Source organism: Flavobacterium sp. KKT103 (assembly GCF_055640565.1).
Genome location: NZ_CM145766.1, coordinates 66,196 through 87,409, shown reverse-complemented (window position 1 = coordinate 87,409; position 21,214 = coordinate 66,196). Strand labels below are relative to the sequence as shown.

Here is a 21,214-nt window from a genome sequence, read left to right as displayed (position 1 = left end):
TGCCTTGTTTATTCAGTACTAACTAGCCAACAAATCACTATGGATAACGAATATCCGAACGATGATAGGATTTGAAGATCGTAATCCTAAAATTTTGTGTGCAAATATCCATTTTACAAATTTATTTTTTAATAGTCCCCGTTTTTTTGTCAAAGCCATAAGGACAATGACGGCAGCCACTTTTGCAGCAATACCCTCTTTTTAAATGGTGCTTTTCGGTAAAGCACTTGTACCCTTCGGGTGTATAGTAAAAATCTTCTCCTTCTTGCAGGTTTGATTGATTGTCTGTATTAAGCATAATGATTTTAATAAAGTACCGCTACTATGTTGATTTTTGTGTAAACGAATCAGATTCATAATTACATAGCAGGACAAAGCTATTCATTTTAATTAATTTGACTTGTTAGATTTAATTTAATTTCAAATATATCAATAGTTAAAGTTTTAAGTAAGGAATTAGTTCAAAAAAAAAACCACTCGGCTAGGAGTGGTTTAGTAATTTAAATTCTTAATGTTAGTACACTATTTTTTTAGTTACTACTTCATTATTTTGCAGTGTGATTTTAACAATATAAGCACTGTTAGTTTTAGGCAATGAATATAAAATAATAGAGAAGTTATCTACTTTTTTATAGCCATCTACTTTTTTACCTAAAATATCAAATACATCAATTTTTTGTATTTTACTCTCTTTTGATATAACCTTTATCTCTTTATTTGTCAAGATCATAACTGGTTCATCAACACTAATTCCCGTTGAGACTGCAGTTGTTTTTGGTTTTGAATCATCTTTGAATGTTAGGAAGAAACGATCATTAATTTTGCCAACCGGCACCTCTACTTCGTATACTTTGTCAACAATTGAGTTATAGGTATTGGTTAGTTTATCCAAAATAAAGAAGGGTTGACCTGGTTCGAAATTTTTAATCTCATCTAAAGCGAATGAAATTTTACCAGCGACTTCTTTACGAATACCAATTGGATATACTTGGTTTTCGTCATAGAATCCTTCACCTTGAATAGCTAGTTCATTTTCGCCATTTAAAAGGTACATATCGGTTGGTGATTCATCAATATTAAAAGCATCATAACCATCATTTAGTTCGCTATTAGCTTGTTCATTCAAAAAGGCTAAAAGTGCTTGCCTGTGGAAATTTTCATTATAGGAATTAAATGCTAGTAATACTTTTTTATGGTCATCTTTTTTCAATGGATTGTTGCTTTCATCTGTCCAATGCGAATTGGAAGTAGATTTTGATTTGGAAGCAGTTTTATAAGTAATTTGCGAAACACCAGCTTCATCTTCTTTATGAAAATCTCTCTGGCTATTGTTGAAGATAACATTTCCAGTTGTTCCTAATTTTCCAAAGACAAAGAATCCCTGTCCTACTGGTATAAACTGATTGGGTGCTGCTTTACTTGTTGTTCCTCTACCACTTATGAAATCAACACCAATTGAGCTTGGTGCAACACCACCAGATAAATTTCTAATTGCATAACCACCTTGGTAATCTCGTAAAACGTGGTTAGGATTAGTGTTGTATTGTTCCCAGAAATATAAAGTTCCATCAATAGAAGGATTAGAATTCGTATTTGCTATTGTGTTAATATTATCATTTATAAATTTGTCAGCATCAAGCGCTGAAGGGTACGGATTCCCAGCTAGTAACAGTTGGTCTGCACCTACTGTATTTGAGATTGTCCCGTTATTAGGTTTTCCCACAAATGTTAGGTTTTGATTTGCACTTGAAGCACCACTGCCTTTTAGTGTAAAGCCTTTTCCAGCTTGCAAAGTTCCAGTTTCACTTATTCTAGAAAAGTTAGCAATATTGTTACCTGAATTATCAAATTTATAGACCCAGAATCTCGCCAGACTAATGGGAGTAGTGGGAGCACCGTCAAAACCTCCAACCCAATTAATGATTGCAGGAGCTGCTGGATTTGTACCATCTCTCAATACTCCACCTATCGTAAACGGTGTATTATTTGCGGTGGTACTGATAGATCCAACTGGTGAACTCCAGTAATTATAATTGTATTTGCTAGACTGTCCTTGTTGATCCCTCTCTAAAGTACCGGAACTCGTAATATCTAAATCACTTCCCAGTTTTTGTACTAATTGAGATCTTCCTACTAGGTCAATTTTACTATCTAATTTAAGGTAGTGTGATACTTCTATTTTAGTTCCGTCAGTTTGTGCTCCACTTACTGTAGTTGCAGTTAATTTAGAGCCAGTACCCACACCTACAAAAAGTCCTAAAAGTGTTTTGTTACCTTGAGAAACAATATCGTGTGTGATTTTCACTATGTTCCAATCGATAGTTTTTGATGGGTCTTCTATTGATATACTGTTTGGTAAATCTTGAACTGTATTATTTAGCCATGTTGCTGCATTTTGCCATAAGCCGTTATTTTGTGATTCGTATGGCAAGGGTGCTGTTTGCCGGTCAACTGTTTTTATATTTTTAATTGCTGCTGGAATATTATTCAATGAAACGTCCTTCACAGTAGCATAATTAAAGATTGACATAGGATAATAGGCAGTTAAATTGGTCCATGGGATTCCTTTTATGTCGTTCATCGTTATGTCGTTAGGAAGCACGACTCCATTTGATTGATTTGCATTACTTTTGATTTCTTGATTCATGATATATCTGAATTGTGTATCAGTAAGTGCGACATTCCACATTCTAACTTCATCAATAGATCCGTTAAAGTAGGAAGAAGGATTAGTTCCATCTGCCGCCGCTATTAGGAAGGAATTTGTTGTTGGAGTAGGGACTCCTGACAAATTAATACTAATGGAATTTACTCCATCAATGTACATTTTTGCAGTAGTGCCGTTAAAAGTAATTCCAATATTATGCCATATACCTGTTGGTATTATTGCGTTTGAAACGATCGTTTTTTTAGATGACCCAACAAACCAACTCATTTCAGCTTTTCCTGCTGAATTTATTTTTAAGTCGTATCCTTGAGTAAAAGCACTGTTTCTTTTAGAAAGTATAGTTTGGTTTGTGTTGTTTCTTATTACCCAAGCCGAAACTGTAAAAGAGTTACTTAAGTTTAAAACATCGCCAGCGTCTAAATAATTCGTACTACCATTAAATTTTATAGCTCTTTCGAACGTTTTGTCAGGTGCAAAACCAAAAGTTATGTATTTTGTACCATTAAAGTCATAGCTCGCTTCTAGATTAGAACCATTTGTCTTCATGATTCTGTACTCAGCTGTAGCATCAAAATTGGGAGTATTTGATATAAACATCAGAAAATCTCCTGAGCCACTTATCGTATTATTTAGCATGGATTTTGGCAGGGATACTTTTACTAGAGGGACATCACCACCTGTTTCTACAAGCTTCCAAGTTCTACCAACAGAAATAAAACTAACGTCGGTGTTCACTATTGCGGGTGTTATTCCAGAACTTAAATTTAGAATTACTGCATCTTGCGCATCCAATGTTCCATGATTGTTACCCCATACAAGAAATCGCTTATCAGCAGTGAAATTATTAGAATTATTAGAATTAATGTCAAACAAATCACCTAAGCCGATAGTTATATCTCCTACTAAGTTTTCAGTTTTTGATTGTTTTTGATTTAATTGAGAGTTGTCGTCTCGGCCAATACCAGCTATGTCAAAATTGTAGCCATTATTAGTAATATTATTCCAAAACGTGTTTCCAGCACTGTCAATATAATTTACATCATTTAAATCGTCTGAAGTGTTGCTATTGCTAGCGTGCATAGTAACGCCATTTTTTATAGCGAGATAGGATTGTATTTTTTGCTGATCAATTGCTGCTCTTGGAGTAGAATAGCTGATAACTTCGGTCACACGACCGTCTAAATAAGTGTTAAATACGCTTCCATTTGCAAGAAAGCCATTTAGGGTAAATCTACCAACACCAAGCTGAAAGACGGAGTTGTTAAAGTTAGAGAAGTTTAACGGTGTTCCTGTTCCTGATGTTCCCGTTGTGGCAATATGATTATCTATTTTTTTACCATTTAGGTATATTTCAGAACCGTTACTATTAGATTTTACATTTAAAATCATAACGTTTTCACTCGTTGTATTGACTGCTGAGGTGGGAGCATACGATCGCCCATAGGAGTCCGTTGACTGAGGTTGTCCTGCTGAATTATAGGAGCCTATCATATGAGATATTAAATTATTTCCATTAAAGCGAGACGAAATACGTCCTAGGCCTAAACCAGTTCCGTCTTGGCTAAAATTATCAGTTGTAATTCGACCTGAAATAAGACTTTGAGAATTTGAAATTGTCTTATCTGAGGGGGTATTTGTTTTGACTACAATGTAGTAATCCTGTGACCAGTAGCCACCTTTACCTTTAAGCACATTACTTGCCGCTCTGGAAAAATCAACAACAGGATTAAAATTTATATTTCTCGCTACATCATTTCTAAATCGTGGAGCAAACGATCCGTATCCTTTACCATCATTGTCTAATGCTTGATCTCTCCAATTTATTAGGGGGCTGTTATTCACTGTAGTACTTGTCCCAGTGTTAGCTTTTAGCCACAGCTTAAGGTTGCTATTTATACTTCCTGGACCTTGAGTTGGGTTAGGTTGAGTTATTATAAAATCACCCTTTATGATCACATTATCAATAGCTACTCCACTATCCGTATTTCTATTGTCTGAACCAAAAGTTATTCTAAATCTAAGGTTGCTTGTGTTGTTTAAAATTGGTACGCTTGTGGCTGAAATTGATGCTTCGATAAATTTTGAAGGGCTTGCATCTGTTTCAATATTTTGACCTGACCATCCGTGAATATTGTTTCCTATTCCATCTACATCATTGTCATTATACCAATTATTGCCTTGGCCAACGTTTCCAAGTCGAGTCCAGCCTGACAAACCTGAAGCATCAGTTGTATATTCGATGTTCATTCCATCATTACCTGCTTCCGTTTTAAACCTAATATCGATGTAAAAAGTTACATTAGAAAAACCAGTTGTTGAGTACGTAGGACTTGTTAATCTAGTACTAGCATTATTACTATAATTATTGAAAGGATTAATGCTCCAATAACTACCTTCACCAAGTATAGGATTAGCATTGTAAATCCAAGACCCTGCAGATAATGCTGTAGTACTTGAAGTCCAACCTCCGTTCGTGGCATCAAAGTTTTCGTAAACAATAGTGTGCGATTGGGCTGTTGAAACTGTTGCAATAAAAACGGCAATTAAAGTATAAAGAAAACGATAAATAGTAGGTAGTTTTTTAGTCATGTTTTGTTTGTAATAATGTTGTTTTAGTATGATATTAAAAGGGCTCTAATCACTGTTGTTACTCCTCTATATTTTCTTTATTAATTTTCCCTTTGAATAAATCTTTCTTTTGGTATGGACCTTATTGCTTAACTTTGTATTAAAATCTATTATGATTGTCCTTCAAAAATTACCAAATCATTTTCAATATTAAAATTCTACTTCATGTTGTTAATTGTTTCCAAATACCTCGTTCCAAATGGCTATCGAAGTATCACTTTATTCCCTTTTATAGTTTTAAAATATAAGAGTGATAAGGCGAATACTATTTTAATTAATCACGAAAGAATCCATATTAGACAACAATTAGAATTATTAATTTTTCCTTTTTTTATTTGGTATGGATTAGAGTTTCTATTGAAATTAATCCATTACAAAAATTCAAACCGAGCTTATCGCAATATTTCCTTTGAGCGAGAAGCCTATTTTTTTGAAAATGATTTTACTTACTTGAACAAAAGATCATTGTGGGCATTTACTGCTTTTCTTAAAGATTTATTTACGAAATAAAATGGTTGTGGGTTTTAGATTGGTAAAGACTATTTTTAGGTGCTTATAAATTTGTAAGTAAAAAGTTAATCTTTTGATTAAAATATGTATTTAATCGATGTTTTTAGTATTTAATCTGTTTTTTGTACTGTTTGTAATTATTTTTTTTTGTATTTTTGTTTTAGATAAATAACGATTTAAATATCAATTTTTATATAATTTCAATTGTCAAGCTTATGAAAACAAAAATACTATGTCCGATTTTTTTCGTGGTGGCTATGATTTGCTGCCAAGTATCTGTTCAGGCGCAAATGTTTGTGAGTGCAGACAGTTATGTTTATGCTAAAAACATTCCCGTTTTCATAAAGAACGAACTGGAGTTAAACGCAACTACAAGTAATTTTTATCTAAGAGAAGAAGCACAGTTGTTACAAGGAACGACAGGAGCAGGAACAAACAAGGGATTGGGAAGTTTGTCTCTTTATCAAAAAGGAACTGTAAACAACTTTCAATATAACTATTGGTGTTCACCTGTAGGTGCTCCCCTTGCCACTGCAGGTAATTCTTCATTTGGGATCACTCAATTAAAAGATGTTGTTACTGTTACAACAAGTGCGAATGCAACAATTTTGCCTAGTAGTAATTACAATGGAACCGCTAGCCCATTAGCTATTGCTCCCTATTGGGTGTGGAAACTTCCTGCTTCCTCAAATACAAATTGGGTGTATGTAGGTTCAGGAACAAGTTTGAATCCTGGCGAAGGTTTTACCATGAAGGGAACCTCGGGTGTTAATACAACTACCGTAGCTGGTGTACAAAACAATGCAGGGAGTAGTCAGCGTTATGACTTTAGAGGTAAGCCTAATGATGGTACAATAAACATTCCTATTACTAATGGGGAATTAGTACTAACAGGTAATCCTTACCCTTCTGCCATAGATTTATCAGCTTTTTTAGTAGATGCGATTAATACTACTGGTATCGCCTATTTTTGGGAACAAGATAAAACGGTTAATTCTCATTATATAGCAGACTATAAAGGGGGTTATGGGACTTTTTCTCCGTTAGGTGGTCTAGGAAACGGAGTGTACACTCCAGCAACCTTTTATTCTTATGACGGTTCAGGTAATGAGGTAGCTGTGGTAGGAGCAGGGGCAAACTATTCAAGACGATTTTCTCCAGTTGGACAAGGTTTCATGATCGAAGGAACTATTACAGGTAGCGTATCAATGAAAAATAGTTATAGGGTATTTGTTAAGGAAGTAGCTGCAAGTCAATCACAGTTTAATAAAAGTAGCACCGGAAAATCACAAGATACTAAAGGCGCCTTTATGGCCGAGATTCCTTCTGTTTCGGGTTTTAATTACACATCTGTAAGTAATCAAGAAAGTTCACACATTAGACTTAACGCTTTAATTGACGATCATGGCGTACGACAATTAGTGCTGGCGTTTGTGCCGCAAGCTACAGACGGTGTAGATCATGCAATGGATGCAGTTTCTAGTGATGAAGTGCCAGCCGATGTTTACTTTATTATTGATAAAAAAGAATTTGTAATAAATGCATTGAATTTTGATGAAAATAAAAAAATAGCTATTGGATTTAGAAATTCGGCAGAGGCAAGTTTTAAACTATCGGTAAAACAAATAACTAATTTTACTGGAGCAAATAACATCTATTTACATGATAAAATTAGCAATGCGTATTATGATATCAAAAACAGTTTTCATGAAGTTAAGCTACCAGCAGGAACCAACAACTCCCAATTTGAAATCACCTTTAAAACAGATAAAACACTTGGAACTGCCGAAGTAGAAAAATCGGATTTCGTACTGTATCAGAATAATACAAACAAAAACTTAAATATTAGCAATCCACAACAGAAAGAATTGAAATCCTGTTACGTTTATGATATTTTAGGGAAGTTAATTTTTAGCAAATCAGCTTTAGGATCTAATACTAATTATAGTTTTTCGACTTCAGGTCTAAGTGACGGTATTTATATCGTTAAGCTCGAAACTACGAAAAAAACAGAAATAGGTCAAAAAATAATAGTAAAAAATTGACATTAATGGTACATAGTTAAAATGCAATCTGAAAAGATTGCATTTTTTTTATGATAATACATTTACCTTTGTATAAAAAAAATTGAATCAAGCTATTCCAATAATTTTTCCAAATAATATAACGCTTGAGATCAAGCGCGAAGATTTAATTCACCCCTTTGTATCGGGTAATAAATTTAGAAAACTAAAGTATAATTTGCTTGAAGCAAAAGAACAAAAAAAGGAAATTCTATTAACTTTTGGCGGCGCATTTTCTAATCATATTGCAGCAGTGGCATTCGCGGGACAGCAGCACGGTTTTAAAACCATTGGTGTAATAAGAGGAGAGGAGTTAGGAAGTCAACAAGATTTGAACCCAACTTTATCCTTTGCGAAAAGTTGTGGTATGCAGTTTGAATTTGTCTCTAGAGAAGCGTATCGGTTCAAAAGTGAAGAATCATTTATCCAAGACCTTCGTTCTAAATTTGGTGATTTTTATCTGGTGCCAGAAGGTGGGACAAATGCACTTGCTGTTAAGGGCTGTCAAGAAATTTTAACAGAACAAGATGCTGATTTTGACTTTATTTGTTGTGCTATAGGTACTGGAGGGACAATCTCGGGCCTTATTAATAGTGCATATCCTCATCAGAAAGTTTTAGGATTTCCTGCCCTAAAAGGTGATTTTTTAAACGATGAAATTCGTATTTTTGCTCAAAATGAGAATTGGAAATTAATTTCAGACTATAATTTTGGAGGCTATGGTAAGGTGAATGAAGAATTAATCGGTTTTATGAATCATTTTTTTAGCACCACTCAAATTCTGCTTGACCCAATTTATACAGGTAAAATGGTTTATGGTGTACTGGATTTAATAGCAAATAATTACTTTCCTTCCGGGTCAAAAATTTTGATGATTCATACCGGTGGACTCCAAGGAATTCAGGGTATGAATGAGAAATTAAGTCGTAAAAACGTATTAACAATAAATGTCAATGTTTAAAAGAATACTACTACTCTTCGTTGTGTTAGTCTTAGCTAGCTGCAATTCCACCAAATCACCCATAGTGACGACTAAAAAAAAGGGAGTGAGTTATGGAAATAAATCAAGGACAGTTACAGCTCAAGAGCGAAGAGCACCTTATCAAAAAAATGCTAAACCAGTAGAGGAGGTTATTGAGTCCACATCCAGGACAGTGGTTACAAATGATCTCATTAGTATTTATGTCCTAAAATTTAAAGATGTAGCGATGAGCAACATGAAAACTTATGGTATTCCTGCCAGTATTATATTAGCACAAGGTATATTAGAATCGGGTGCTGGTAAAGGTGATTTGGCAATAAGCGCTAACAATCATTTTGGAATAAAATGTCATGTAGGTTGGAACGGAGAAACGGTGAAGCATGATGATGATAGTAGCCAAGAATGTTTTAGAAAATACAATGAGGCAGGAGAATCTTATAAAGATCATGCTTTGTTTCTAACGGGTCGAACGAGGTATGCAAGTTTGTTTTCTTTACCTAAAGATGATTATGAATCTTGGGCTAACGGTTTGAGAAAAGCAGGATACGCAACAGATTCTAAATACCCAGAGAAATTGATTTCCTATATCGAAAGATATGATTTAGCCCAATATGACGCAAAGGTTTTAGGTCTTAAATATGTTTCTAAGACACAAAATAGTACTTTAAATCGAACAAATAATTATGATTTAGTACATGAAGTTCAAAAAGGGGATACGTTGTATTCCATATCTAAAAGGTACAATGTATTAGTTGATGATTTGAAAGAGAGGAATAATTTATCAGGAAATACCCTTTCGATCGGTCAAGTTTTAATGGTAAAGTAATATTTAATAGCAATAACAAAATAGAGATGTTATATCAAAGAAGTAGTCAGCTATTTGCTGAAGCAGAAAAAGTAATACCAGGCGGAGTAAACTCTCCTGTTCGTGCATTCAAAGCGGTAGGGGGAACTCCCATATTTGTAGCCAGTGCTAAAGGGGCTTACCTGTATGATGTTGATGGCAATCGTTTACTAGATTATATCAATTCATGGGGGCCAATGATTTTGGGGCACGCTTTCGAGCCTGTAGTGCAAGCTGTTATCGAAAAAGCGAAATTAGGAACCTCTTTTGGTATGCCTACTGAGCTAGAAACTCAAATTGCTGCATTAGCAGTTGAAATGGTTCCGAATATTGATAAAATACGTTTTGTAAATTCAGGTACTGAGGCTTGCATGAGCGCAATACGTTTGGCTCGTGGTTTTACAAATAAAGATAAAATCATAAAGTTTGCCGGTTGTTACCATGGTCATTCTGATTCGTTCTTGATTCAAGCAGGAAGTGGTGCAGTAACTTTTGGCTCGCCTAATAGTCCCGGTGTAACAGCAGGAACTGCTAAAGACACTTTGCTAGCAACGTACAACGATTTGGATAATGTAAAGGCATTAATCGAAGCAAATAAAAATGAAATTGCCGCTATTATTGTGGAACCTGTTGCAGGTAATATGGGTTGCATTCCTCCTCAAGAAGGGTTTCTTGAAGGACTACGAACTTTATGTACGGAAAACGGTATTTTATTAATCTTTGATGAGGTAATGACAGGCTTTAGATTAGCTAAAGGAGGCGTACAAGAACTATTAAATGTAAATGCAGATATCGTTTGTTTTGGTAAAGTAATTGGTGGTGGTTTGCCAGTAGGTGCTTTTGCTGCCCGACACGAAATAATGAATTTTCTGGCTCCATTAGGTCCAGTATATCAAGCAGGAACGTTATCAGGTAACCCGCTTGCAATGGCAGCTGGATTGACTATGTTGCAATCATTAAATGAAGATTCTGAAGTTTTCGAACGCTTAGCAGCTAAAACAGCCTATTTGCATGTTGGATTAGAAAAAGTATTAAAAGAAAATAACATAGACTTTACGATCAATAGAATCGGTTCTATGATATCGGTACATTTTGACGCAAGTCCAGTTACTAATTTTAAATCAGCTGCAAAGGGAGATAATGATACGTTCAAAAAGTTTTTCCATGGCATGCTTCAAGCTGGGGTATATATCGCACCTTCTGCTTATGAATCTTGGTTTATAACGGATGCATTGACTTATGAAGATCTTGATTTCACGATAAGTGCGGCTCATAAAGTAGCACAAACACTTTAAGTAAAAAAAAAGAGCTTCGATTATAAATCGAAGCTCTTTTTGTATTATTCCATTCCTGCGTCGCCTTTTCTTTTTCCGCGTCGCTCTTGCATTTTATCTTTCATCTTCTCTTGGTTTGCTTTCCATTTAGCTGATTGCTCTGGAGTTAAAATGGCAGTCATTTTATCATCCATTTTTTGCTTTTGCTCTCCCATTTTAGCTTTGGCTTGATCTCTCTTCTTTTTCATTTCTGCTTTTTGAGATTCTCTACTGGCGTCTTGTTCAGCAAAAAGTTGTTTGACTTTTTCTTGTTGTTTGGCATCAAGATTTAAATCTGCAGTCATTTTTTCGAGTCTTTTAGCGCTGCGCTCTTGCGGGGTCATTTTCTCCATGTTTGCTCTTTGAGCTCTCTTTGTTCCATCTTTTTTGTCTTGAGCAAAACTAGCCATACTAACTAGTGCTAATGCTACAATAAATAATTTTTTCATGTTTAAATTTTTAAGTTATAGTAGTAAGACCATCATAGGTAAATAAGGTTTAACTCTTAACAAAAGTTTAGTAGATTGTTGGTTAATTACGTTAAATAAAACAAAACACTTTTGTATCTTTGCGATGTGAAAAAAATCGCCCTAATAATAGTTTTCTTGATGATTGCCAAGCCAGTTTTTCCGCTTGTCGAGTATGCTGTTAATTATGATTACATTACAAATGTCCTTTGCGAAAATAAAGCGAAACCCACCCTACATTGTAACGGAAAATGCCATTTAATGAAGGAATTGGCAAAGGCTTCTGAAAATGATGATAAACCTTTTTCATCTGACAAAAAACAAAGCGCAAATACCTTAAATGACCTTTTTGTAGAAAATCTAGTGGATTATTCTTTTCAAATTTTTGCGCCAGCTAAAACTTCGGTATGCAAAGATTCCTATACAAATTTGTATGAACAGCTAAATTTTTATGCTATTTTTCATCCCCCAATTTTTAATTCTTAATTAAAGACATTTTCGCTTACACGTACTTCAGTTTACTATTTACAACTGGACAAATACTACGTATGCGCTACAATCAAATTAAGTATTTAAAATTATAAAAAAACAGAATGAAAAATTTATTGAATAAAACAGCTGCGGTAATCGCGCTAAGTATAACTATGGCCTCATGTTCAAGTGATGAGGTGGCGATTTCAGGAACAGGGAATTTAAATGTAGAGTTTGATAATGCCTTTGGTAGCAACGATCTAATTTTAAAAACACAAGAGAATGTTAGTACTAATAATGAAGTGCTAAAGATAGATAAGATAAAATACATCATTAGTAACATTGTTTTAACAAAGGAGGATGGTACCACTTTTACCTATCCTAAAAGCGAAAGTTATTTCATTATTGATGAGGCAACGCCTGCAAGTTTACTCGCTAATTTAGAAAATGTTCCTGCTGGAAATTATACAAAAATAAAATTTGGTATAGGAGTAGACAAGGAGCAATTTGATCTTGGTGCTACGGGTCAGGGTGATTTATTGGCAAATGCACAAGCTGCTGGTTTGACGTGGTCTTGGGCTGCAGGTTACAAATTTGTAGTTATGGAAGGTAGTTTTACTTCGCCTACGGTAACCAATAGTGCTTCATTCAAGGTTCATACTGGAAAATCAGGGACAGATTATAATTACACTGAAGTAACCCTAGATTTACCATCAAAGGCGCTTGTTAGAACTACTATTTCTCCCGAAATTCATATCATCACTGATGTGTCAAAAATTTTAAATGGAGTTAATAAAATTAAGCTCTCTGATAACAACCCAACAGGTACATCTGCTGACATTATGTTTGGTGCTAACCTGCTTTTGATCACAACTAATGTGAGTTCAATGTTTAAAGTTGATCACGTACATAACGATTAATTTTAATTTTAGAAGCACAGGAGTGGGTTGCTAATCATAAGTAGTCCCGTTTTTCACTGTATCTTTTAGCTCGTTTTTCAAACGAGCTAAAAGGATGCCATTGCAACCGGGGCTAATACACCACTTTTGTGCTTCTTTCCTAATTTCATAATTATGAAAGCACATTATATTTTAGGATTTTTATTTCCTTTAATGATGAGTTGCTCGGATACTGATGACTCGTATGTAAACAAACCGCTTGATTTTACGATACCCTCTAATTTCCCTACACTTGTTTACAATGTAAATATAAATCCACCTACTGAGAAAGGTTTTGAATTAGGTAAAAAGCTTTTCTATGACGGAAGATTGTCTTCTGACGGAATTGTATCTTGTGGTTTTTGCCATATTCAAGAAGATGCCTTTACGCATCACGGGCACACCTTAAGTCACGGTATAGATAATTTAGTTGGTGATCGCAATACACCTTCGATTCAAAACCTAGCTTTTCAAACTACTTTTATGTACGATGGCGCCACTGATCATCTAGATCTATTACCAATCATTCCGTTGACAAATCCTGTGGAAATGAATGCTGATTTATCTGCTGTTGTTGCCATGATGAAAGCGGATCCCGCCTACAAAAGTCTTTTTGCAGCAGCGTTTACTGATGGTAAAATTAATTCTGAAAATATGCTAAAGGCTTTATCGCAGTTTATGGTAATGATGATTTCATCTAATTCTAAGTACGATAAGTTTCGTCGTACTGAAGCAGGTGGAACTTTTACAGCTGAGGAAACAGCAGGTTTTGCTCTTTTTCAATCTAAATGTGCCTCCTGTCATGCTACAGATTTAACTACAGATCATTCGTTTAGAAATAACGGAATCGTAGTTAATCCTGCTTTAAATGATGTTGGTAGGTATAGGGTTACGCAATTGGTATCGGATTACTACAAATTTAAAGTACCTAGTTTGCGTAATGTAGAGAAAACCGCACCATATATGCATGATGGTCGTTTTGGTACGTTAGAGGCAGTTTTAAATCATTACAGTTCTGGGGTGAAAGATTCACCTACTTTGGATCCTATTTTAAAGCAAGATGGGAAATTGGGTATTTCACTTACCGATATCGAGAAAGCGCAGCTTATTTCCTTTTTAAAGACATTAACAGATAATCAATATCTTACCGATAAACGATTTTCAGAATATTAAAAACAATATGAAAAATAAATTATTATTAATTTTTTGCTTCGTATGTCTAACGCAAATGGTAGCTGCACGCTCTGTTAAAGACAGTATTTCAAGTTTTACTTTTCAAAAAATGGCTATGATGGATGATTTTGACTGCGATGCTTGTGGTTGTTCTGCTAGTGGAGGAAGTTTGGGTTTTAGCTCCATGCTTAGCGCAAATTTTGTTGGGTTACGTTATTTCCATCAAAGTTATTCTAGTCGAAATGGAATTTTTGCAAATTCTCCATGGGTTGCCGAGAATTTTAATACAGTTCAAGTTTGGTCGAAAATCCCTGTCACTGATAAAATCCAAATTACTGCATTGATTCCGTATCATTTTCACAATCGGGCATTAGCATCCGGTGTAGAAGATATTCAAGGAATGGGCGATGCTTCTCTTATAGCAACTTATTCTGTTTATAAAACAGAGAAAGACAGCACCGTTTTTACGCATAATCTGCAGGTTGGAGCTGGATTAAAGTTGCCTACAGGTAAATTTGAGGAAGCAAACAATGCCGGAACTGTTAATCAAAGTTTTCAATTGGGTACAGGAAGTTGGGATTACCTGTTTGTGACAGAGTATGTCATTAGAAAAAAGAATTTAGGATTGAATTCAATGTTAAATTATACCGTTAAAACCGAAAACAAAAAGCAATACCAGTTTGGAAATCAATTGAACTACGGTACAACATTATTTTACGTTGTAGATGCAACTAAAATGCAGCTTGTTCCTCAAGTAGGATTAGCTGGTGAGGTTTATGCCAGTAACAAACAATACGGTCAATTGGTTCCTAATACAGCCGGAGATGTTCTCTTTAGTAAATTTGGCTTAGAAGCGGGTAGGAATAAACTTTCGGTTGGGGTAAGTGCTATGCTACCTATTAATCAAAATCTATCCAACGGAAATATAGAAGCTAAATACCGCTGGACCTTAAATTTAAATTATACATTGTAGCAGTAACAACTTATTTATTTGATAAAAAAAGCAATATTCAAAACTAATTTGAATGTTGCTTTTTTTATTGCACTCAACCCATATTTAGGAGGTTGTTGCTGCTACAGTATATTGGTTAGGGCTTATGAATGATGTTTTTAAAAATAATATTTAAAGTAGTAAAACCAAAAGAAAGTATTTCTCGTATCTGTTTAAATAACTAACAATTAAATAAAAATAGATATGAAAAACAAGCAAATTACCTCAGGCGTAAATGCCTTTTTTGGATTGGCTTTATTATCAGTTACTGCAATCTCTTGCAACAATGATACTAATGATGGTATGAGTCAAACAACGGCTCCAAATGTGAACTTTACTGCTTTGGCTAGTAATAACACGATTTTAACGTACAATGCGCAGAATTTAATGACTGCCACATCGACTACAGCAATCGTTGGTTTGCCACCTGCAGAAAATATTGTAAGTATCGATTATAGACCAGCCACCGGTCAATTATATGCTTTAGGATCTTCAAGCCGAATCTATTTCATTAACGAGAAATCAGGTGTAGCAACAGCAGTTGGTTCTAGCGTATTTTCTCCTGCTATTGTGGGCGCAAATGCTTCTTTAGATTTTAATCCAACTGTAGATAGAATCCGTTTAGTTACTGAGTCAGGTCAAAATTTAAGATTACATCCAGAATTAGGAACAGTTATAGCAACAGATGGTTCTATTAATGGTGGAACAAATCCAAAAATTGGAGCAGTAGCATACACAAATAGTGTAGCCGGTGCAACTACAACAATGCTTTATGATATTGATTTTGCACAAGATAAATTATACTTACAAAGCCCACCAAATGATGGAGGTTTACAAGTTGTTGGTGACTTAGGTATTAATTTTGAAGGTACAGGTGATATGGATATCACGGCTGACAACAGCACAGCATTAGCTGTTACAAATAATAATAACGTATCAACTTTATTTACGATCAATCTAACTACGGGTAAAGCGGCTAGTTTAGGTAAATTTTCAGTTCCAGTTATCAGTATTGCTTTTAAAACGAATCCAATTGCTTACGCTACTACAGCGAACAACATGCTTTATCGTTTTGATCCAACTAAAGGAACAAACACTTCAGTTGCATTAACAGGTTTAGCTTCAGGCGAGGCTATTGTAGGGTTAGATTTTAGACCAGCAAATGGTGGACTATATGCGTTGTCAAATCAAAGTAGATTGTTTTCAGTAAATACATCAAGTGGTGCATTAGCAGTGGTTGGTGTGACATTAGTGCCTGCTTTAAGTGGTGATTCTTTTGGATTTGATTTTAATCCAACAGTAGATAGAATTCGTGTTGTAAGTAATACAGGTCAAAATTTACGTTTACACCCTGATTTAGGAACTGTTGTGGCAGTAGACGGAAATCTTAACCCAGGAACGCCTTTCGTAACTGGAGCAGCATATTCAAATAATATTGCAGGTGCAAATGCAACGACTTTATTTGTGATAGATTCTCAAACAGATATGTTATACCGTCAAGATCCACCAAATAATGGAACATTAGTTGCGCTAGGAAGTCTAGGAGTAGATGTAGCTGCTGATAATGGATTTGATATTGGTGGAAATAGTGCTATCGCTTATGCTTTATTGAAAGTAAACAATGCGAATGCGGTTTATACTATCAATTTAACTACTGGTGTAGCTACTAAAGTATCTGATATTACCTTTCAAGCTACTGCAATGGCAGTTGGTTTAGGATTTTAAGCTTTAAAATATTTTGAATTAGTTAGAAAGCCGACTCTGTAATAAGAGTCGGTTTTTTTATAGCTTTTATTCAACTGTGCTTTTACAAAGATATTTTTATAAAAAAAGGAACTCCATACGAAGTTCCTTTTACTATTATTTAGTTTTGAAGATAAAAATTAAGCCTTCAAACGACAGGCTTTTACTTCTCCATCAACGACTACTTCAGTCATGCCTAAAGCAGATAAGTTTTTCATGGCTTTGTCCCATTTTTTACCACTCAAATCTGATTTTATTTTTAGTAAACCAAATTCCATTTGATTTTCATTTGCTTGTAGAATAGCCACGATAACTTTCTCGTCTTCTTCTAGTTGTATTTGTTTCTTTTCAGGACGCATTTGCGGAAACAATAACACTTCTTGAATAGAGGCATTATTCGTTAAAAACATCATCAAGCGATCCATTCCAATTCCAAGACCTGAGGTTGGTGGCATACCGTATTCTAAAGCTCTCAAGAAATCTTCATCGATAATTCCGTTCGCTTCATCATCACCTTTAGCCGCTAAACGCATTTGATCTTCAAAACGGCCTCTTTGGTCAATTGGATCGTTTAATTCTGAATAAGCATTAGCAACCTCTTTACCACAAACCATTAACTCAAAACGCTCTGTCAATTCTGGATTGTCACGGTGCTCTTTACACAAAGGCGACATTTCTTTAGGATAATCAGTTATAAAAGTGGGTTGGATGTAGTTTCCTTCGCATTTAGCACCAAAAATCTCGTCAATTAGTTTTCCTTTCCCCATAGTTTTGTCAACTTCAATTCCCATGCCTTTGGCAGCGTCATAAAGCTCGTCCTCTGTTTTTCCAGAAATATCAAAACCAGTAAAATGTTTGATAGAGTCGGTCATCGTTACACGTGCATAAGGGGCTTTAAAACTAATTTGGTTGTCGCCAAAAGTAGCTTCGCTAGTTCCGTTTACACTTACAGCACAATGCTCTAATAAGTTTTCAGTAAACTCCATCATCCAATTGTAGTCTTTATAGGCTACATATATTTCCATAGCGGTAAATTCTGGATTGTGTGTTCTATCCATTCCTTCATTACGGAAATTTTTAGAAAACTCATATACTCCATCAAAACCACCAACTATTAATCTTTTTAAGTACAACTCATTTGCGATACGCATGTATAACGGAATATCAAGTGAGTTGTGATGTGTTATAAACGGTCGCGCTGCAGCTCCACCAGGAATAGCTTGTAAAACAGGTGTTTCTACCTCAAGATATCCTGCTTCGTTAAAAAAGCTTCGCATTGCGTTAAACAATTTTGTACGCTTAATGAACGTGTCTTTTACGTTTTGGTTTACCGTTAAATCCACATAACGCATGCGGTAACGCAATTCAGCATCATTAAAGGCATCATGAACTTTTCCGTCTTCATCTACTTTTGGTAAAGGCAATGGGCGTAATGTTTTACTTAGGAAAGTAAATTCGTCTACGCGAATGCATTGTGCACCCACTTTGGTAGTGAATAATTCTCCAACGATTCCTATAAAGTCACCAAGATCGGTTAATTTTTTAAATACCTGATTGTATGTTGTTTTATCTTCACCAGGACATAAAACATCGCGATTTAAATACAATTGAATACGCCCTTCACTATCTTGTAATTCAGCAAAACAAGCTTTTCCTTGATCTCTTACGCTCATTAAACGACCAGCAACAATTACTGTTTTACCGTCTTCAAAAGTTTCTTTTACTTGTTTTGAAGTGTGGTTTACTGGAAAAAGGTTTGCAGGATATGGATTGATCCCTAAATTACGTAAGGATTGAAGTTTTTCTCTTCTTATTATTTCTTGTTCAGATAATGCCATTAGGGAGTGATTTTTAAGACTGCAAATATAGTCTTTATGTGTTGAATTTGCAAAATCAACAATTGCTAAAATTAGAAAGCCAAAAAGGGTCTTTTAAATCGTAAAATTGGTAAATAATAGGCGGCTTATTAATTTTAGGTTTTGGAAATGAATATGTGTTCCTTGTAAGAATATTTTGTTAAAGATGGATGGAAATTAAAAAAGCTCTTGTACTTTTAAACTTTTAAAGCCAATGATATTTATAATAGATGAAGAATTTTTTTTACTTATTGTCCTTGACACTACTAGTCAGTAGCTGTCAGATTTCAGAAAATATTACAATCAATGATGATGGTAGCGGGACAATTGAAATGACTGAAAATCGGCATGAGCCAAGTTATATGAGATTAGTAGGGGAGCAGTACGGTAAGGAAGATTTTTATAAGGATAGTACTTATGTTTTTTCGGACTACATTAAAAAGTACAATTATAATTTTATCAAGTTTACCCCAATTGAGCAAACCCTTTTTTCAAGATACAAAGATGTAATAGTTCATATCAAAAAGAGTTCTTTTGACAAGCAGTATAAAACGAATTTTATTTGTCATTTTACAAAAGTAGAAAATATCCCAGATTTATATAAAACAGAGGATTATGCTGATGATCTCGAGAATAATTATGCGCTTACGGCAGAGAAACATTATTATAGGGTAAGTTATAGTTACGATAATTCGGTTTTTAAAAGGATTGTAACGATGACAAACCCAGACGAGCAAAATATCCAAAAAGCCGAAATGGAAGCCGCGAAAGCTAAATATGGCAACTTGGGATTTGTTCAAACCTATCAACTTACTTATAATTTCCCGCGAAAAATCAAATCGGTTTCTAATAGTTCGGCCATAATCAGTGAAAATAAAAAAGCACTGTCTATAACTTTTCCGTTAAGCGATTGTATCGCTAATCCAGAAATCACGCAACTAGAAGTTGTGCTAGAATAAATTCAATTGATAAAAGGTGACTCATTCAAACTTTGTACCTTTGTGCTTCAAACATTGAATGCTTTCAGATTATGAACAAGAAGATTCAACTTCAAGATTTAGGGAATAAAGATTATCAGGAAACTTGGGAATATCAAGAAGAACTTTTTAAAGGTATTGTTGACTTGAAAATAAAAAATAGGAGGGAAGAGTTGAATCTCGATACGCCTAATTATTTTTTGTTTGTTGAGCATCCTCATGTATATACCTTAGGTAAAAGTGGAGATTTGTCTAACTTACTTTTGTCGGAAGAACAATTGGCTGAAAAAGGAGCAACCTTCTACAAAATTAATCGAGGTGGTGATATTACGTATCACGGTCCTGGCCAAATCGTAGGCTATCCTATTTTAGATTTAGAAAACTTTTTTACGGATATTCATAAATATTTGCGGTTTCTTGAAGAAGCTATTATTTTGACTTTACAAGAATATGGATTAGAATGTGGCCGTAGCGATGGAGAGACTGGCGTTTGGCTTGGAGTAGGTACGCCGTTTGCTAGAAAAATATGTGCCATGGGAGTACGTGCCTCTCGTTGGGTTACCATGCATGGATTTGCTTTGAACGTCAATGCTAACTTAGGCTACTTCGATAATATTATTCCTTGCGGTATTCGTGGTAAAGCGGTAACCACGTTAAATGTAGAGTTAAACGTTGATCATGTAAATGAAGAGGAGGTGAAAGCAAAAATTTTAAAGCATTTTAAAATATTGTTTGAATGTGAGTTTTCTGAAGCAGTCAATTCATAAAAGCTTTGCATTATTTTATACCTATATATTATGTAGAAATGTATAATGGGATAATCATCAGTCTATTCAGTTGTTGATTGCTATTTTATTACAAGTCCAAGCTTAGCTGCTCGGGTAATAATTTAAAAGTCATACGGTGGTATTTGGTTGGGCCGTATTTTCTAATTGCCTCTCTATGCTCTTTCGTAGGGTAGCCTTTGTTTTTTTTCCAATTGTACATTGGGTATTCTTCATGAATACGATTCATGTATTCATCGCGATACGTTTTAGCTAAAACGGACGCCGCTGCAATACTTAAGTATTTTGAATCTCCCTTAATAATGCTTTCATTTGGTATTGTTTTTAGCAATTCTGTTTCTTCTAATGAAAACACTTTACCAACTAGACTCTTTAGTCCTAGCTTGGCATTTAATTTTCTGTTTCCATCCACTATTATAAAATTCGGGTTCACTGAAAGCTTGAGGATGGATTCTTGCATAGCTTTCATTGAAGCATTCAATATATTGATTTCATCAATTTCATTGGGAAATAAATGGGTCACCGCAAAGGTGATGGCTTGCTGTTTTAAAATAGGTCGAAGTTGCTCTCTTACTTTTTCAGATAACTGCTTACTGTCATTTAAAATTGAGTTTTCGAAGTTCGGTGGTAAAATAATTGCTGCAGCTGTAACTGGTCCAGCAAGACAGCCTCGCCCGGCCTCATCTGTTCCGGCTTCTAATTCAAAGTTTGAAAAGCTATTCTGTAGCATTTTTAAAGGTTTGTACAAAAGTATAATTTTTATAAGACATTTAGCATTAAATCAAATTAAGCCGCATTTTATTTA

17 protein-coding genes are annotated in these 21,214 nt (G+C 34.8%); 12 read left to right on the top strand and 5 right to left on the bottom strand.

The window, feature by feature from the left end:
• Window positions 1-121 precede the first annotated feature (121 nt).
• Window positions 122-298 carry a DUF5522 domain-containing protein gene (locus ACZ2G0_RS00370; protein ID WP_470308510.1) on the bottom strand — a complete coding sequence of 59 codons (177 nt, stop codon included), beginning with the start codon at window positions 296-298 and terminating at the stop codon, window positions 122-124.
• Window positions 299-514: 216 nt separating this feature from the next.
• Window positions 515-5,257: a DUF8202 domain-containing protein gene (locus ACZ2G0_RS00365; protein ID WP_470308509.1), complete on the bottom strand. Its 4,743-nt coding sequence runs from the start codon at window positions 5,255-5,257 to the stop codon at window positions 515-517.
• A 207-nt stretch (window positions 5,258-5,464) separates the two neighbouring features.
• On the opposite strand from ACZ2G0_RS00365, the gene ACZ2G0_RS00360 reads away from it, so the two are divergent.
• The 5 genes from ACZ2G0_RS00360 (at window position 5,465) to hemL (ending at window position 10,990) form a co-directional block, all read left to right on the top strand.
• Window positions 5,465-5,806, top strand: coding sequence for a hypothetical protein (locus ACZ2G0_RS00360; RefSeq protein ID WP_470309858.1), 342 nt, complete (start codon window positions 5,465-5,467; stop codon window positions 5,804-5,806).
• Window positions 5,807-6,021: 215 nt separating this feature from the next.
• On the top strand, window positions 6,022-7,851 hold the full coding sequence (locus ACZ2G0_RS00355; protein WP_470308508.1) for a T9SS type A sorting domain-containing protein: 1,830 nt from the start codon (window positions 6,022-6,024) through the stop codon (window positions 7,849-7,851).
• Window positions 7,852-7,933: 82 nt separating this feature from the next.
• A complete protein-coding gene (locus tag ACZ2G0_RS00350) occupies window positions 7,934-8,830 on the top strand; it encodes a 1-aminocyclopropane-1-carboxylate deaminase/D-cysteine desulfhydrase (RefSeq protein WP_470308507.1) in 897 nt (298 codons plus the stop codon).
• The gene (locus ACZ2G0_RS00345) at window positions 8,823-9,677 is read left to right on the top strand and encodes a glucosaminidase domain-containing protein (protein WP_470308506.1); all 855 of its coding nucleotides are present in this window, start codon (window positions 8,823-8,825) and stop codon (window positions 9,675-9,677) included. Before ACZ2G0_RS00350 ends, ACZ2G0_RS00345 begins: the two co-directional genes overlap by 8 nt.
• A gap of 26 nt (window positions 9,678-9,703) precedes the next feature.
• On the top strand, window positions 9,704-10,990 hold the full coding sequence (gene hemL / locus ACZ2G0_RS00340; RefSeq protein ID WP_470308505.1) for a glutamate-1-semialdehyde 2,1-aminomutase: 1,287 nt from the start codon (window positions 9,704-9,706) through the stop codon (window positions 10,988-10,990).
• A gap of 44 nt (window positions 10,991-11,034) precedes the next feature.
• Here hemL and ACZ2G0_RS00335 read toward each other — a convergent pair whose 3' ends face one another.
• Window positions 11,035-11,457 (bottom strand): hypothetical protein, encoded by a 423-nt coding sequence (locus tag ACZ2G0_RS00335; protein WP_470308504.1) that lies wholly within the window; start codon window positions 11,455-11,457, stop codon window positions 11,035-11,037.
• A 159-nt stretch (window positions 11,458-11,616) separates the two neighbouring features.
• Here ACZ2G0_RS00335 and ACZ2G0_RS00330 point away from each other — a divergent pair, with 159 nt between their 5' ends.
• From ACZ2G0_RS00330 to ACZ2G0_RS00310, 5 genes are all read left to right on the top strand, one after another.
• Entirely contained in the window at window positions 11,617-11,961 is a 345-nt protein-coding gene (locus ACZ2G0_RS00330; protein WP_470308503.1) for a hypothetical protein, read from the top strand.
• 107 nt (window positions 11,962-12,068) lie between these two features.
• On the top strand, window positions 12,069-12,866 hold the full coding sequence (locus tag ACZ2G0_RS00325; RefSeq protein ID WP_470308502.1) for an MbnP family protein: 798 nt from the start codon (window positions 12,069-12,071) through the stop codon (window positions 12,864-12,866).
• Window positions 12,867-13,019: 153 nt separating this feature from the next.
• Entirely contained in the window at window positions 13,020-14,057 is a 1,038-nt protein-coding gene (locus ACZ2G0_RS00320) for a cytochrome-c peroxidase (protein ID WP_470308501.1), read from the top strand.
• Between the two features lie 7 nt (window positions 14,058-14,064).
• On the top strand, window positions 14,065-15,030 hold the full coding sequence (locus ACZ2G0_RS00315) for a transporter (RefSeq protein ID WP_470308500.1): 966 nt from the start codon (window positions 14,065-14,067) through the stop codon (window positions 15,028-15,030).
• A gap of 222 nt (window positions 15,031-15,252) precedes the next feature.
• Window positions 15,253-16,773, top strand: coding sequence for a DUF4394 domain-containing protein (locus ACZ2G0_RS00310; RefSeq protein WP_470308499.1), 1,521 nt, complete (start codon window positions 15,253-15,255; stop codon window positions 16,771-16,773).
• A gap of 158 nt (window positions 16,774-16,931) precedes the next feature.
• Here ACZ2G0_RS00310 and lysS read toward each other — a convergent pair whose 3' ends face one another.
• Window positions 16,932-18,629, bottom strand: coding sequence for a lysine--tRNA ligase (gene lysS, locus ACZ2G0_RS00305; protein WP_470308498.1), 1,698 nt, complete (start codon window positions 18,627-18,629; stop codon window positions 16,932-16,934).
• A gap of 248 nt (window positions 18,630-18,877) precedes the next feature.
• Between lysS and ACZ2G0_RS00300 the strand changes: the two genes are divergently transcribed.
• Window positions 18,878-19,606: a hypothetical protein gene (locus ACZ2G0_RS00300; RefSeq protein ID WP_470308497.1), complete on the top strand. Its 729-nt coding sequence runs from the start codon at window positions 18,878-18,880 to the stop codon at window positions 19,604-19,606.
• 71 nt (window positions 19,607-19,677) lie between these two features.
• Complete coding sequence (lipB, locus tag ACZ2G0_RS00295) at window positions 19,678-20,391, top strand: lipoyl(octanoyl) transferase LipB (RefSeq protein ID WP_470308496.1); 714 nt, start codon at window positions 19,678-19,680, stop codon at window positions 20,389-20,391.
• Between the two features lie 88 nt (window positions 20,392-20,479).
• Here lipB and ACZ2G0_RS00290 read toward each other — a convergent pair whose 3' ends face one another.
• Window positions 20,480-21,139 carry a ribonuclease HII gene (locus ACZ2G0_RS00290; protein ID WP_470308495.1) on the bottom strand — a complete coding sequence of 220 codons (660 nt, stop codon included), beginning with the start codon at window positions 21,137-21,139 and terminating at the stop codon, window positions 20,480-20,482.
• Window positions 21,140-21,214 lie beyond the last annotated feature (75 nt).